The sequence below is a fragment of the Colwellia sp. 1_MG-2023 genome (assembly GCF_030546755.1).
GTDB lineage: Bacteria > Pseudomonadota > Gammaproteobacteria > Enterobacterales > Alteromonadaceae > Thalassotalea_H.
This window is the reverse complement of sequence record NZ_JAUOPE010000002.1, coordinates 362,319-378,429: the sequence shown is the minus strand read 5'-3', so window position 1 is coordinate 378,429 and position 16,111 is coordinate 362,319. Positions and strand designations below refer to the sequence as shown.

The window sequence follows — 16,111 nt, the reverse complement described above, 5'->3', positions numbered from 1 at the left end:
TCTACTATCGGTTAATCATGCCATGTTGCCAATAACTAGCCCAGCGAGTTTTAGCGTAATGTGGTAGCACTGAATTCCTCTCACTTAATGCGGCATGTTTTGGTGTTAAGTGAATAATAATATTTTTGTAATGAGGAATATGAAAATAGCGCATAATGCGTGTGCTCTTAAGCGAAGATAAGTGTAATAAAGCGATATTCAAATCATGCTCGTCTAAATCAGGCAAATTTATCGAAAGCCAAGTATGGTCATCGGTTTTATTTATAATACGTTTTATTTGTTTAAGGAAATATTGAGGTTTTTCATTGGTTTGATAAATATCATAAATTAACCAATCACATTGTTGCTGTTTCTTTTTCTTGGCAAGCCATAACTCAAAAGATGTATGAACAATAGGTTGTTGTATGTTTTGTGGATTGAAAAAATTATAAAAACAATCAATAACATGTGAGTTATATTCTATGCTTAAAATCTCACTATGAGGTAATGTTTTAGTTAAGAAACGAACAAGGTTGCCCCCACCTAAGCCTAATTCAATGATTTTTTTGGGGGTGTGAAACAAGAGCGGTAACATCAGAATATATTGATGTGGAATGGTCAACTTACTAGGCACACGTTTTAACATAATGCTTTGCACGACATCATCAAATAAAACCCAGCGATAATGTTCGTTTTCTGCAACAGCTAAATTTTCACTGCCTTGATGCAAATAAAGTAACTTGCTTTGTTGTAATTGAGCGGCTAATTTCATTAAATATCAAATAATTATTAGATTGATAATACGATTACTATAAGCATAGACAATGATCACCTGCAGAGCACCTAAAACAAAGAAAGAGTTTGAACAATATTATTATTTACGTTGGTTGATATTACGTTCGCCATGGGGGAAAGAACGAGGTAGCGAATTAGATGAACTTGAAGATCAAGCAATTCATCGTTGTATATTTGACCCAAAAGGCAACGTAGTAGCGGTTGGCCGATTACATTTTACTCAGCAATACCACGCTCAAATACGCTATATGGCGGTTGCCGATACAGCACAAGGGCAAGGGATGGGTAAACGCTTGCTAGATACTTTAGAAGAGGAAGCGCAAAAGCGCGGTGCAATATCTGTTGAGCTCAATGCCCGAGAAATTGCTTTAGCGTTTTATCAAAAATCTGGTTATCTAAATATTGGTAAAGCACATTTACTTTATGGGGATATTCAACATTATGCTATGACAAAAAAGTTGAGTGTTCTACCCGCTCATTTTGTTAAACAAGCAGATAACTTGATGACTGTTTGGCATAACACCATTCCCTTAAGTAAAGCAATGAATATCAATATAGGCTATTACGATGGTTTAGCATTGTTCACGCATTGTGAGCCTGCGTTTAATAAAAACCTACATAACACCATGTTTGCTGGCAGCATTTATACCCTTGCTACTTTAACGGGGTGGGGCTGGATTTATTTGTATCTACAAAACAATCAATACCAAGGGGATATTGTTTTAGCTGAAGGCAACATTAAATATTTAGCTCCTATAACTGGTGTGTCTTGCGCCAAAACGGACCCGACTCTGGTAACAGGCAATGCAGATCAACTTGAAGAAAACGGTAAGGCGCGAATAACAATAACCGTAAATGTTTATAGTGGTGATAAGGTCGCAGCAATATTTATTGGCAAGTATGCCATCATCAACAAGGATAAAAACCAATGTTAAGAGTGCTATTGTGTTTTGGGATATTTATTGTTGCAACTTCGGCGTTTGCACAGCCGAATATAGAAAAAACTATAGTAAACCAAACCCTTGAGCGTTTTCATCAAGCTGCAGCAGAAGCTAATTATGTTAGATACTTTGATTTGTTTGCTGAGCAAGCGGTATTTTTAGGGACTGATGGCAATGAACGCTGGACAAAAGAAGCATTTAAACAGTTTGTTATGCCTCATTTTTCGAAAGGTAATGGCTGGTTGTACACAAAAATACAAAGGAATATTTCATTAGTTAAAGATAAGGATATCGCTTTTTTCGACGAGCTACTTTTTAATAAAAATTATGGTCAATGTCGAGGAACAGGTATTTTAATTAAGGAGAATAATACATGGAAAATTTTGCAGTATAATTTATCTATTCCTGTTCCTAATGAAATATCTGAGCAAATTGTCGGATTAATCCAAAAGGTAAGTTAACCTTAATAATGAGTTTATTTTGATGGAAGCTAAAACAAACGGTACAAAAAATGAGCAAATAAGCATTGGCATCATTGGCTGTGGTTGGTTAGGTAAAGCGCTAGTTAAAGCCTTGGTTCAAGAGCAATATCAAGTAGTTGCCACGACTCAGCACCAGGAAAAGCTGAAGTTGATTAATGAATTGGGTGCTCAAGCTGAAATACTTTCAATCCCCTTTGGCAATATTAATACCAAGACCTCGGCGATATTTAGTTGTCATACCTTGATTATTTGTATACCTCCAGGTTTTAGAAAAGGTAAAAAAGATTACCCTGATAACATTGCCGCTATTATTAAGCAGGCTGAACTTCGCCAAGTTAGCAAGGTAATTCTGATCAGTTCTACAGCCGTTTATGAAGGTATAATTGGTGATGTTAATGAGTTGACTAAATTAAAATATACGATTGAAAAAGTAAAATTGCTTACTCAAGCTGAACAGCATGTTCTAGAATTTTCTAATCAAGGTATTGTTATTAGAGCCGCTGGCTTGGTTGGTCCTAAAAGACATCCAGGTATTTTCTTTAAAAATAAGAAAGTACTCACATCCCCCAATGCATACGTTAACTTGGTTCATCAAGCTGATTTAGTTGCCCAAATTCTTTTGATGTTAAAGAGCAACACTATCAAAGGTGTTTTTAATGCCGTAAGCGATATGCAAGTAACGAAAAAACATTATTATACGATTGCGTCGAAAGCCTTAAATGTTGCCTTGCCAAAGTTTGATAAACATTCTGAAGTTGAATTAGGCAAGAAAGTATTGAGTGATAAATTACGCGATACCCTTGGCTATCATTATCAATATGATGATTTAGTTGCTTGGTTAATAAATGCTGAGCAACCTTAGAAAAATTGAATGACTTTTAGTTATTTTTAGGCTTGATAAATTTATGCATATTTTAAAAAATAAACTTTTTCTCTTAGCGCTTTATCTTTTTATCCATATTTTAATACTCAATTTGTTTTACGGCTCAAGTGAAGGATTGAGCATTTATTGGCAAGAAAACTTTAATGTTAAGGCTATTTGCATATATTTGCTGAGTATTTTAATAACGGTTGGTTTTTATCATGGCATCACACGAATAAGGTGTGCGTATCAGCGAAAACACTAATAACCTTTAATATGCTGATTTACTTCTTTGGCTAAATAGCTTTAAAAACTTTTTAGCGCTAATTGATCTCATTGGTCAAAGTAGCAGGTCACCAGTAAAGTAAATGAGTTAAAAAAGACGTTTAATTAAGATATAGCCGACAAATGTCGGCTATATCTTTAAAAGGTATGAATTTAGCGTAAACAACCTACAGTGATAAGTTATTTAAAATATCATCTTCCACTATGTTAGCTAAAGTCACTTTAAGTTTAGGGGTACGCGCCATTTCACGTTTAATCGCAAAGTTGGCTTCTTCGTTACGTGCCCAGCTTCGACGGGCAATGCCGTTGTTAACATCAAATAATAACATTGATTTTAATCGGCGTTCGGCTGCTTCAGTGCCGTCAAGTAACATACCAAAACCACCGTTAGTGACTTCCCCCCAACCAACACCGCCACCATTGTGGATAGAAACCCATGTCGCACCACGGAAACTATCACCAATCACATTGTGAATAGCCATATCAGCAGTGAAACGACTACCGTCATAAATGTTTGAAGTTTCTCTAAAGGGTGAATCAGTACCTGAAACATCATGGTGATCACGACCAAGCACTACAGGGCCAATTTCTCCCGCAGCAATGGCATCGTTAAACGCGTTCGCTATTTCCATACGGCCTTGAGCATCAGCATAAAGAATACGTGCTTGAGAACCTACTACTAACTTATTTTGCTTCGCATCTTCTATCCAAGTAATGTTATCTTGCATTTGTTGCTGAATTTCTTCGGGGGATTCTTGCATGATTTTTTTCAGCACTTGGGCTGCGATAGCATCGGTTTTATCTAAGTCTTCTGGTTTACCCGACGCGCAAACCCAGCGGAACGGACCAAAACCATAATCAAAACACATGGGACCTAAAATATCTTGTACGTATGATGGGTATTTAAAGTCAAGGCCATTTTCAGCCATCACATCGCCACCAGCGCGAGATGCTTCAAGTAAAAAGGCATTGCCGTAATCAAAGAAATAAGTACCACGAGCAGTGTGTTTATTCACGGCATCAGCATGGCGCTTCAAGGTTGCTTGTACCTTTTGTTTAAATACTTCTGGCTCTTCACGAATCAAACGGTTTGATTCTTCATAGCTAATATCTACTGGGTAGTAGCCGCCAGACCACGGGTTATGAAGTGAAGTTTGATCTGAGCCTAAGTGTACGTAAATGTCTTGCTCATAAAAGCTTTCCCAGACATTTACAATGTTACCTATATAGGCAATAGATACCACTTCACCATTGGCTTGCGCTTTTTTAACTCGGCTGATGAGCTCATCCATATTGTCAATTAATTCATCCACCCAACCTTGTTGATGGCGTTTAGTGGCAGCATTAGCATTCACTTCAGCACAAACCGTTATACAGTTAGCAATGTTACCCGCTTTAGGTTGTGCGCCACTCATGCCGCCTAAACCGGCAGTCAGGAAAATTTTACCTTGTGGTTTTTCACCTTTATTTAGGACTTTACGAAACGCGTTCATCACCGTGATGGTTGTGCCATGTACTATGCCTTGTGGACCAATGTACATAAATGAACCCGCAGTCATTTGACCGTATTGAGTAACCCCTAAAGCATTAAATTTTTCCCAGTCATCAGGTTGAGAGTAGTTAGGTATCATCATGCCATTGGTCACAACAACACGTGGTGCATCTTCACTGGATGGAAATAACCCCATAGGGTGACCAGAATAAATATGCAGTGTTTGATCGCTTTCCATTTCACTTAAATACTTCATCGCTAATAAGTATTGTGCCCAGTTTTGGAAAACAGCACCGTTACCACCATAGGTAATTAATTCTTCAGGATGCTGAGCAACGGCAGGATCTAAGTTGTTATCAACCATTAACATAATGGCTGCCGCTTGCTGACATTTAGCCGGATAATCTGTTACTGAGCGCGCTTGTAAATGATAGCTAGGCTTAAAGCGGTACATATAAATACGGCCAAAATCTTTTAATTCTTGCGCAAATTCAGTGGCTAATTCTTGATGCCATGCTTTTGGGAAGTAACGTAATGCATTTCGTACCGCTAACTGTTTTTCCTCAACCGTTAAAATGTCTTTACGTTTAGGTGCACGGTTCGCATTTACAGGGTAAGGCTTTGCTGGCGGTAAATCACTTGGGATACCTTGCTTAATTTCTTCTTTGAAAGTCATTGGATCAGTCATAGTCATATCCCCTTTATTATTGGTTAAAATTAACGATAAGTGCTTGAGATTTTACTAAGGTGATCATGGCATCAATATCTGGCTTTAACAGTCTATCTTCTTCTAGCTTACTCACTTTTTCTCGAATCAATTGGTGGTTCTGTTCAATAATGTCTGAACATTTATTCGGGCGTCTGAACTCAATAGCCTGTGCTGCATACATTAATTCGATGGCGAGAATTTTTTCTAAGTTGCCTAATATTTGATTGAGCTTTCTACCTGAAATACTGCCCATAGAAACATGGTCTTCTTGACCCATTGAAGTAGGCACACTATCGGCGGATGGTGGAAAACACAGTGACTTGTTTTCTGTCACTAAAGCAGCGGTTGCATATTGTGGGATCATCATTCCTGAGTTTAAACCGCCAGCAGTAGTTAATAACCTCGGTAAACCGTGTAAACCTTCTAATAATAAATAACAGCGACGATCAGAAATATTACCCAGCTCTGCAGCAGCAATAGAAACGTAATCAAGAACCATAGCAAGTGGTTGTCCGTGGAAACTACCACCTGAGATAGCTTCTTCACTACTAATAACTATTGGGTTATCAGTCACTGAGTTCATTTCAATTTCAACTAATTCTTCCAAATGATAATAGGCATTTCGAGATGCGCCATGCACTTGTGGAATACAACGTAGAGAGTATGGGTCTTGTACGCGATCACACTCTTCATGAGCAGACATGTTTTGCGAGTCTTTAAAAAAACTTCTCATACGGGCAGCAACTACTAAATTACCTTTAAATGCACGAGTTTGGTGAAGTTCATCTCTGAAGGGAGATTCGCTACCTTGCATACCTTCAATACTCATCGCACCTGTTAAATCGGCGAGATCTAATAAGTAACGCATTTTAGTTAAGGCCGTGATGCCATGCGATAAAATAAACTGAGTACCGTTAATTAACGCTAAGCCTTCTTTCGCATGTAATTCTATTGGCGCGAGTCCGTGCTCTTTTAATACTTGAGCTGCAGGAACTGTTTTACCAGTTTGTCCCGACTTATTATCCCAAAACTCACCTTCACCCAACAAAGGTAAAAATAAGTGAGATAAGGGCGCTAAATCTCCCGATGCACCTACGGAGCCTTGTTCAGGTACTACAGGTATTAAATCAAGTTCGATAAAAGCCAACATTCTTTCAACTGTCTCTAATCGAATGCCTGAAAAGCCTTGGCTTAATGCGTGTACTTTAGTAATTAACATTAACTTAGATATTTCTTTAGCTATTGGTTCGCCTACACCAACAGCATGAGTTATTAGTAAGTTTTTCTGTAATAAATTTGTGTCTTCAGGTGATATTTGCGTATCGCATAAAGGGCCAAATCCAGTGTTAATGCCATATACCGCTTTGTCTGAAGCGGCCATTTTTTCTACACGTTGTCTACTTGTGTTAATTTTATCTAATGCTTCTTGGCAAAGTTCAGCCTTGATATTGCCGTTAGCAATATCATTAACAATATCAAGATTTAAACGGTCTACACCATATTTAAACGTCATATTATTGCTCCAAAATTAAAAAACTAAATGGCTACCTAAACGGTATTTATCACCGGGTGCCGTTAATATTGCTAAACTGACAACACCTTTACTAGACCAGGTGCGACGCTTAACTTGTAAACAAGGGGTTGTTGAATCTATTAGCAAATGTGAACAGGTTTCATGATTTGCTAAAACGGCTTCAACTTCATTGGTTGCCTCGGTTAAAGGCGCTTCACTCGATAAATATTCATGAGGGGTAATGTCAGCAAAATTTTGCTGTAAATAATCAGGAACTAATTTAGGGTTAACGTAGCGTTGCTCTAGTTGAATCGGCTCATTATTTTCAAAGTGTAAAACTTCAGAATAATAAACATTCTCACCTTCTTTTAAACCTAACAAAATAGCTAATTCATGATTGACATCAACGGCGATTAATTCGATTTGTTGGGCGTGATGTTGATGACCTCGGTCTTGAATTTCATCAGCAATGTTGCGGATTTCTAATAATGATGATTGCGATTTAAAGGTAGCGACAAAGGTGCCAGCTCCTTGGGTTCGTACAAGTAAGCCTTGCTCAGTTAATTCTTGCAAGGCACGGCGAGCAGTCATTCTACTGACTGAAAATTGTTCAGCCAGTACATTTTCAGAAGGGACTTTACTGTGCTGAAGCCATTCACCTGATTCGATCATTTTGCAAATGTGATCTTTAATGATGGTAAATTTTGCTGTTTTTACTTGCGTCATCGATAAGATTTCCAATATTTAATATATAATGGTGATATTGCTGTATTCTTGTATATACAATCTCATGGTTGTTTCGTTATGTCAATAGTTGTATATACAACTATTGCGAATGTTTTCACTATCGAGTAAAGTGATACTCATTACATTAAAATTTACTGATTGTTCATAAAGCCTAGACCCTTTTTTCAACAATTAAACTTTGGATTATTTATCATGACTTCCCCTTTGTTCTCATCTGTAAACTGGCAAACCCTTTTTGTTAATGTGAATTTAGCCACTATGTCTGAAGGTTCTGCCGGTTACGGTGTTGTTGAAAACGCTGCTCTAGCGGTAAGTGATGGCAAAATTGCTTGGCTAGGAAAAGCAACTGATTTACCCCCTTATGATAAAGATTCTGTTGCGGTTATTGATGGCGATAATCAATGGTTAACGCCTGGTTTGGTCGATTGCCATACTCATTTAGTTTACGGTGGTGATCGTGCCAATGAATTTGAAATGCGCCTAGAAGGTAAAAGCTATGAAGAAATCGCTAATGCAGGCGGTGGCATAGTTTCAACGGTGTCTGCCACTCGAAAAGCCAGTGAGCAATCTTTATTTGAAACCGCGCTAAAACGTTTAACGGCACTTCATCAGCAAGGCGTTACCACGGTAGAAATTAAATCAGGCTATGGACTTGATGTAGATAACGAAATCAAAATGTTAAAAGTTGCAGGTATGCTTGGCAAAACATTACCCGTTACCATTAAACGTACCTTTTTAGGGGCTCATGCTCTACCATTAGAATATAAAGACAAACCTGACGAATACATTGATTTGGTTTGTAATGAAATGCTCCCTAAGGTTGCGCAAGAGCAATTAGCCGATGCTGTCGATATTTTTTGTGAAGGAATAGGATTTAATCTCGCTCAAACCGAACGAGTTTTTATGTGTGCGCAAGCGTTAGGCTTACCAGTAAAAATACATGCCGAGCAATTATCAAATTTAGGTGGCAGTGAATTAGCGGCCAAATATAACGCGCTTTCATCCGATCATATTGAGTTTATCGATGAAGTGGGGATATCTGCTATGAAACAGGCAGATATGACGGCCGTGCTATTACCGGGCGCCTTTTATTTTCTGAGAGAAACTCAATTACCACCCGTTGATTTATTAAGACAGCACCAAGTGCCTATGGCAATTGCCACAGATGCTAACCCTGGTTCGTCACCGATAAATAATTTGCAATTAATGTTAAATATGGCGTGTACTTTCTTTAGATTAACGCCGGTTGAAGCACTAGCGGGGGTTACTTGTCATGGCGCAAAAGCACTTGGTCTGTCTAGCGCTAAAGGACAATTAGCCGTGGGCTTTGATGCCGATATTGCTTGTTGGGATATAAAACAGCCCGCAGAACTATGTTATCAATTTGGCGTAAATCCTTTAGTAACTTTATTTAAAGCGGGTAAGAGAGTGCTTTAACTAACACTTGATTCATGCAGATCGCTGTACAAAAGTCTTCGTATTGATTAGTCTAAACACAGATAGTATTGCGGTATAAATGCTTTAAGGTTAATCATGCACAATAGTACATTTCGCTTTCGTGTTGTTTTAAAACAATTTTGGCTAGCTGTTTCTAGCTTTTTCTTTGTGCAACTTCCTGTGTCTGCATCGGCTCAAATTGAAAGTTTACCTACATATAGTTTTGCTGAGTTTAGTATTGCTTTTATTTTGGGGTTGAGCTTACCTTTATTGATTATTATGGCGTTATTAAAGCCTCTTTTGTTGGTAAAGTGGCGCTTACTTTCGCTACTTACCCTGGCTTTATTATTTCAATTTTATAGCTTTTCCTATTTAACCCAGTGGCAACATTCAGCGTTATTGATTTCTGCTGCTATTTTTGTGTTGTCGGCATTTTTATGGCTACAAACAAACCTTACTAAACATCGTTTAACACACCCATTAATTTGGTTGATGGTTGGCGTATGCTGCTCTTTTATTAGCGCAATTTTCTTCTTACGAGAGATAGATGTTTTTCAGTTGTGGTTAGTGTTTTTAGCGCTATTTACTGGTGCAACGGTAATGACTGCTTTAAAATCTCAAGCGAATAAAGCAAGTAAAATCCGAATTTCTGCTTTATGTATTGCGTTTGTTTGCTACGGAGTGGCATTATATTTCTGGCTGAATGTTCAAGCCTCTATTACCTTAGTGATCACCTTAAGTGTTTTAAGTTATCTTTTTGCGATTATAAATGGCTGCTGGGGGATAGTTGATGTTATACAAGGCAAATTAAACGACTTTACTCGTGATAATGAGCGCGAACATTCTAATGCTAATTTTTCGGCTATTACCCTTGATCCTATAACGAATTTACCGAGTTACCAGCAGAGTTTATTTTGTTTAAAGCGGGCGATTAGCAAAAAAACTGAGCGTAATTTTGTTGCCATTGTTTTTAAACCGCTCAATTTTTATCAAGTAAATAAAGTCCTTGGTCATCAAAATTCTGATATTTTGTTATTGCAATTGGCGTTTAATTTACAAAAATGTGTTAGCAATGAATCATTATTAATGAACTTCAATGATGATACCTCACCAGTACGTATTTCACGCTTACAAGGGCTGGATTTTCTTATTGTACTTGATGCCAGTTTATCGAACCATCCGGTAAAAATTGTCGTTGAAGATATTTGTCAAAAACTAGTGACAGCAGTACCTCAGGCTATGAGTTTTAAAAGTTTTTCTTTGAACTTTGAATTAGCTTTTGGTGTCGCTATTTCAGAGGGTAGTAAGCAAGATATTGAACAATTAATTGCTCAAGCAAGTGACGCGTTATTATCAAGCGAAAGTCAGCATGAAATGCTTAGCTATTTTAATCCGCAAACGGCTATTTATACTGAACGCCAATTGGCGAAAATGGAAAAGCTAAAACAAGATATTATTCATCAACGTATTACTTGGCGTGCTCAACCGCAAGTCTCCTTAATAACTAAACAATTAAAAGGTTTTGAGCTGTCGCTAGAATGGCAAGACAATAATGGCGTTCGTTTATCGCCTCATGAATTTAATGAAATAGCAGAATTTAGTGGCGAGATATATCAGCTGACTAAGCAAATGATAACGCAAGCCTTTCAATTGTTATCTACGATGCATCAAATGGGCATCAAAGAATCTGTGGCAATTAATTTGTCTAGTAAAGATCTGTTAGAAACCGAGCTAACCGATTTTATTGAACAATGTGCGAAAAAAGCGGCTATATCAGTAGAATATTTAATTATTGAATTAAGTGAACAAGTATTACTTGATTCAGCATTTAGAGCTCGAATGATGGTTGATCAATTAAAAGCGATAGGCGTTAAAATATCCATAGATAATTTTTCGGGTAGTTACGAGTCTTTAAGATATCTAAGAAGAACGTCAATTCAGCAAGTAAAAATTGATTGTGCTTTGTTAAATAATGAACAACACGCGCAATCGGAAAAAACGATAGTGAATGCCTTAATCAACTTAATTCGTAAAATGGATATACCTATTGTTGCCGTGGGTATTAATAATCGAGATATTGAAACATCATACCTAGGAATAGGTGGCGATATTGCGCAAGGGAATTCGATTCATCAAGGGCTTAATATTAATGATGTATCAACCTGGCTTGTAAAATGGCAAAGTAACGCTGACCAAACAGCTTAACATTTCTATTCAATATCTAACGGCTCAGGAGAAAGTATAATGCCGGTATTATCTGCGTATACATGATCATCAGGTAAGAAAGTAACGCCAGCAAAATTTACTGCTAAGTCGCTTTCACCATGATCTGTATCGGTTGCACCAACAGGAATAGACACTAACCCCTGAATACCAAGATCAATCTCTTCAAGTGCGTCAACATCCCTGACACTACCGTAGCAAATAATGCCTTCCCAATTATTGCTCGCTGCGGTTTCTGCTATGTTAACGTCGATTAAGGCACGTCGTGTTGAACCACCGCCGTCAATCACAAGTACTTTACCTGTTCCGTCAGTTTGCGCTAATTGCTCAATAATTCCGTTGCTTTCAAAACACTTAATGGTAACAACAGTACCACCAAATGAACTACGACCGCCATAGTTGCAAAAAATAGGTTCTAACACGTCAACTAAATCAGCGTAAATATTACATAACTCTGAAGTATTATATTCCATTGTAGTTTTCCTAATTTAATTGTTTTGCGAATTATTTTTCAATAAGAGTATACAACGCCTATAGTTAGGTACAAGAGCAAGCTGTGTTAATTTTAACCTTTGTACTTGTAATCTATAAAAAAAGACTATTAAATGTTGGTATCATCTTCATGGGAAACATAATTAATGGGTGTGGATAATAACTTTGCCTTAGGCTTCTTATTTTCTATTGAAACAGTAGTTTATAGCTTTCTTACCTATTTACTTTATTCGTTTTATCAAGGCTTCGGTCGCCGATATGTCAAATATTGGACGCTTAGTTTAGCTTGCTTAAGTGTGCAACACTTGGCTATTTCAATACAACATTTATTACCTCAATATGATGATTTATCACCGGGTCAAATTTTATTAACTTGTATTATTCAAGTGAATCAATACTTGTTTATTTGGTTGTTCTTTATTGGTTTGTATTACACCAATAAACACTTAAAATATTCAAATCGCTTTGTGAAAAAAACCATCTTTGTTCCTATTCTTCTGGGAATTTTTGTCTCATTACTTTTTGCTTTTGATGAGCAAGCGGTCTTTAATCGATTTTATCTGCGAGAAAGTTTAGCTGACTTTATCTTTGCAGGTATATTTATGTTTATTTTCTTCTTTGTTTTTAATCTTAAAAAGCTTCATTTCTCAGGCACTATTTTACTTTTCTATAGTGCTTTGATGTGTTTTCGATACTTATTGTTTTCATTCTTATCTGTTGGTTTCTTAACTGAGCCTTGGCTGCAAGAGTTTGCCGCTATATTGGTGTATTTTGATTTTGGTGCCAAAGTTACTTTAGGGTTTTTGTTGCTGGTCTGGATGCAAGGAGCAGAGAGAAGTGTGGCCGAAGTGGCAATAAATCGAGCCCAATACTTAGATAAACATGATTTACTAACGGGAGCGCTAAATCGCGAACAAGTCATTGAAAAACTGCCTCTTGCGATTGAACAAGCGGTTGCCAACAATCAAAAACTGGCTGTTTATCTTATTGATATAAAAAGATTTAAGTTCATCAATGATACCTACGGTTTAAAAGTAGGTGATTTAATTTTAGGACAAATTGCGGTTCGGTTATCTGAAAGTATTTTATTACCGCTAGTGGTTGGTCGACTAAGTGGAGATTCGTTTGTTTTTGCAATAGAAATTATTGATGATAGCCAGCAGGAAAAAGCTGCTCAGCACTTACATGATTTAATTTCCCGTCCTTATCTGGTGAATAATCAAGAGGTTCCTCTACAATGTAGTGTTGGTTATTGTTTATCACCACAAGACAGTAATGAAGCGGAAGACTTATTGAAAAAAGCTAACTCAGCGCTTTTTCATGCAGAAAGCCAAAAAATTCCAAGTGTTAAGTATGAAAGCGGCATGCAATCACATGGCCGTCATTTATTAGCGGTCGAAAAAGAAATTCGCAAAGGATTATTGAATCAAGAATTTATTTTGTATTATCAGCCCCAACTAAATTTATTAACTAACAGAATTGAAGGCGTTGAAGCGCTAGTTCGATGGCAGCATCCTGAAAAAGGATTTTTATCACCTGATAAATTTTTACCTGATTTTGATGCTTTAGGTTTAAATGGTGAGCTTGATAACTATGTATTAGATCTTGCCTGTAAAACCAATGCTCACTGGTATAAGAAATACAAACGTCGTGTTGCTATTGCGGTTAATATGACGGCAGTTGAATTTCAAGATCCTAAATTAGTCTCTAAAATTCAAATGCTTTTGTTTAAATACGATATTCCATCAAGCTATCTAGAGCTTGAAATCACTGAAAATGTTGTTATCACCGATATTAGTGTTGCAATGGATACCATTGTTGTTTTGCAAAATATGGGTATTAAAGTATCGATTGATGACTTTGGTACTGGTTATTCTTCTTTAGCGTATTTACGTCAATTACCTATCGATAAAATAAAGATTGATCGCAGTTTTATTACTGAATTTTCAACCAATGATTCTGATTTAACCATTGTTACTTCAATGATCAAGTTATCACATGGTTTAGGTAAGCGAGTGCTAGCAGAAGGGGTCGAAACTTTAGAGCAATTAAACCTTTTAAGGAAGCTTGGTTGTGACGCCGTACAAGGTTATTTTATTAACCCACCACTTCCAGCTGAAAAAATTGAAGATTACTTAACTCGAAAAAAGTAACCTCACTAAAATACTAACTAATAATTAATAACTTATAATACCTTATAAAGTTCCTTTATTTTTTAAAATGTGTCTATACTTTCTAAAGTCTGCATTATTTTTTATTTTTCGCTTGGAATCTATTTATGTTAATTAAACACAAACTTACTTTAAATACGTCGATATTGGTGGTTGCGATAGTCTTATTATTAATGATATTAAACTATTCTTCTGGATCACTACAAAAAGACTTGGATATTGCTCGTACCATTGGAGCAATTAATAGCGATGTATTAAACCTTAGGCGTTACGAGAAGGACTTTCTTGCGCGAAAAGAACTGAAATACGTAGAATCTTTTAAAAAGGAGGTGAGAGTATTAAAAACTGATTTAAACCATCTAGCAGATGTGTTTAAGAGTAATTCTTCAGATACTAGCCAAGTTAATAGCCTTTTAAAAGTGGTGAGTGACTATGAAACAAAGTTTCTTGAAATCGCTGATATACAAAAGGAAATAGGCTTAACTCCTACCGATGGTTTATATGGTAACTTAAGAAGTGCTGTTGCAGACGCTGAAGCACTAATTGGTAGTAGTGACTTTCAATTACTCAGTGATATGTTGCAATTACGTCGAAATGAAAAAGATTTTATGTTACGTCTCGATGAAAAGTACGTCACTCGATGGCAAAATAATGCGCAAGCTTTTATTAGTAATATAAACGCGAGTGACTTTGATGCTGCCACTAAAAATACCTTAATTGATAGTATCAATATTTACCAAAGTGCCTTTGAAGATTTAGTTACCGGTCAAGTCAAACTAGGCTTAACAGCATCTGAAGGCTTATTAGGAGAAATGAGGAATACCATTCATCAAGTAGATGATCTTACTACTCAGCTGGTTGCGAGAACGAAACAAGATGTGAAAGATCATATAGCTTATATCGATACTATTTCATACAGTACATCATTTATTATTCTAGTCTTAGCGATTAGTGCCGCAGTTTGGACGAGTAGAGATATTTTAAATAGCATCAATAAACTTAAAGATACTATGATCGACATCTCGAATAAGAAAGACTTATCGATTGCTATTTCAACGGAAGGAAATGATGAACTCGCAGAAATGGCAGGCGTGTTTAATCAGATGATTGGTAGTTTTAGAAACTTAATCGTACAAGTAAACCAATCGGTTGATACAGTAAATATTGCAACGCGTAACCTTTCAGAAAATATTCACAAGGCGAACGAAGGTGTTGATTCACAAATACAACAAACAGATTTAGTGGCTACTGCCGTGACTGAAATGGTCGCTACGGTGGATGAAATAGCGAGCAATACTCATGAGGCTGCAAATAAAGCTGAAACGACTCACCTTAATGCTGAAAAGGGTAAATCGGGTGTTGAAAGTACTATTTCTCAAATTGATCAGTTGTCGAATACTTTATTAGAATCAGAAAATATTGTCCAAGAATTAGCGAAAGACAGCGACACTATAGGCTCAGTCTTAGATGTTATTCGAGGTATTGCAGAACAAACAAACTTGCTGGCGCTCAACGCGGCTATTGAAGCGGCACGAGCCGGTGAACAAGGGCGAGGTTTTGCTGTTGTAGCTGATGAGGTAAGAACATTAGCCAGTAGAACACAAGATTCAACGCAAGAAATTGAAAGCATAATTAGTTCATTACAATCAAGAACGAAAGATATTGTCTCTCATATGGCTGCTTGCCGTACCCAAGGTCAAGAGAGTGCTGATCAAGCTAGTTCTGCGGGTGAAATGTTAGAAGAAATAACACAAGATGTTTCAACCATCATGGAAATGAATACTGCGATTGCCACAGCTATTCAAGAGCAAAGCACCGTAGCGTCTGAAGTGAATCAACATGTTGTAATGATTCGAGATGTAGCTGAAAGTTCAGGTGAATCAGCGGCTCAAAATGGTCAAATGAGTGAAGAGCTTTCACAGCAAGCTGATGTATTAAATAACGAAGTGAATCAGTTTAAAGTTTAAGTAAATCTAGCTATCT

Annotated in this window: 12 protein-coding genes; 7 read left to right on the top strand and 5 right to left on the bottom strand. The window is 36.9% G+C overall.

The features are described 5' to 3' along the window. Positions 1 to 4: 4 nt before the first annotated feature. Complete coding sequence (locus Q4493_RS03815) at positions 5 to 751, bottom strand: spermidine synthase (protein WP_303449537.1); 747 nt, start codon at positions 749 to 751, stop codon at positions 5 to 7. A 52-nt stretch (positions 752 to 803) separates the two neighbouring features. Between Q4493_RS03815 and Q4493_RS03810 the strand changes: the two genes are divergently transcribed. From Q4493_RS03810 to Q4493_RS03800, 3 genes are read left to right on the top strand one after another with little or no spacing between them, the layout of a single operon-like run. Then, on the top strand, positions 804 to 1,709 hold the full coding sequence (locus Q4493_RS03810) for a bifunctional GNAT family N-acetyltransferase/hotdog fold thioesterase (RefSeq protein ID WP_303449535.1): 906 nt from the start codon (positions 804 to 806) through the stop codon (positions 1,707 to 1,709). Beyond that, entirely contained in the window at positions 1,703 to 2,176 is a 474-nt protein-coding gene (locus Q4493_RS03805; RefSeq protein WP_303449534.1) for a nuclear transport factor 2 family protein, read from the top strand. The genes Q4493_RS03810 and Q4493_RS03805 overlap by 7 nt, the downstream gene beginning before the upstream one ends. Positions 2,177 to 2,198: 22 nt before the next feature. Continuing rightward, complete coding sequence (locus Q4493_RS03800) at positions 2,199 to 3,059, top strand: NAD(P)H-binding protein (protein WP_303449533.1); 861 nt, start codon at positions 2,199 to 2,201, stop codon at positions 3,057 to 3,059. A 452-nt stretch (positions 3,060 to 3,511) separates the two neighbouring features. On the opposite strand, the gene Q4493_RS03795 is transcribed toward Q4493_RS03800, so the two are convergent. From Q4493_RS03795 to hutC, 3 genes are read right to left on the bottom strand one after another with little or no spacing between them, the layout of a single operon-like run. Then, a complete protein-coding gene (locus Q4493_RS03795; RefSeq protein WP_303449532.1) occupies positions 3,512 to 5,524 on the bottom strand; it encodes a urocanate hydratase in 2,013 nt (670 codons plus the stop codon). 16 nt (positions 5,525 to 5,540) lie between these two features. Further along, entirely contained in the window at positions 5,541 to 7,058 is a 1,518-nt protein-coding gene (gene hutH, locus Q4493_RS03790) for a histidine ammonia-lyase (RefSeq protein ID WP_303449531.1), read from the bottom strand. Positions 7,059 to 7,073: 15 nt separating this feature from the next. Next, positions 7,074 to 7,784 (bottom strand): histidine utilization repressor, encoded by a 711-nt coding sequence (gene hutC / locus Q4493_RS03785; protein WP_303449530.1) that lies wholly within the window; start codon positions 7,782 to 7,784, stop codon positions 7,074 to 7,076. Between the two features lie 213 nt (positions 7,785 to 7,997). Between hutC and hutI the strand changes: the two genes are divergently transcribed. Continuing rightward, complete coding sequence (gene hutI / locus Q4493_RS03780; RefSeq protein ID WP_303449528.1) at positions 7,998 to 9,242, top strand: imidazolonepropionase; 1,245 nt, start codon at positions 7,998 to 8,000, stop codon at positions 9,240 to 9,242. Positions 9,243 to 9,338: 96 nt separating this feature from the next. Further along, on the top strand, positions 9,339 to 11,447 hold the full coding sequence (locus Q4493_RS03775; RefSeq protein ID WP_303449527.1) for an EAL domain-containing protein: 2,109 nt from the start codon (positions 9,339 to 9,341) through the stop codon (positions 11,445 to 11,447). A 5-nt stretch (positions 11,448 to 11,452) separates the two neighbouring features. On the opposite strand, the gene rraA is transcribed toward Q4493_RS03775, so the two are convergent. Beyond that, the gene (gene rraA / locus Q4493_RS03770) at positions 11,453 to 11,938 is read right to left on the bottom strand and encodes a ribonuclease E activity regulator RraA (RefSeq protein WP_303449526.1); all 486 of its coding nucleotides are present in this window, start codon (positions 11,936 to 11,938) and stop codon (positions 11,453 to 11,455) included. Between the two features lie 165 nt (positions 11,939 to 12,103). Between rraA and Q4493_RS03765 the strand changes: the two genes are divergently transcribed. Further along, positions 12,104 to 14,110 (top strand): bifunctional diguanylate cyclase/phosphodiesterase, encoded by a 2,007-nt coding sequence (locus Q4493_RS03765; protein WP_303449524.1) that lies wholly within the window; start codon positions 12,104 to 12,106, stop codon positions 14,108 to 14,110. 125 nt (positions 14,111 to 14,235) lie between these two features. Further along, a complete protein-coding gene (locus Q4493_RS03760) occupies positions 14,236 to 16,095 on the top strand; it encodes a methyl-accepting chemotaxis protein (RefSeq protein WP_303449521.1) in 1,860 nt (619 codons plus the stop codon). Positions 16,096 to 16,111 lie beyond the last annotated feature (16 nt).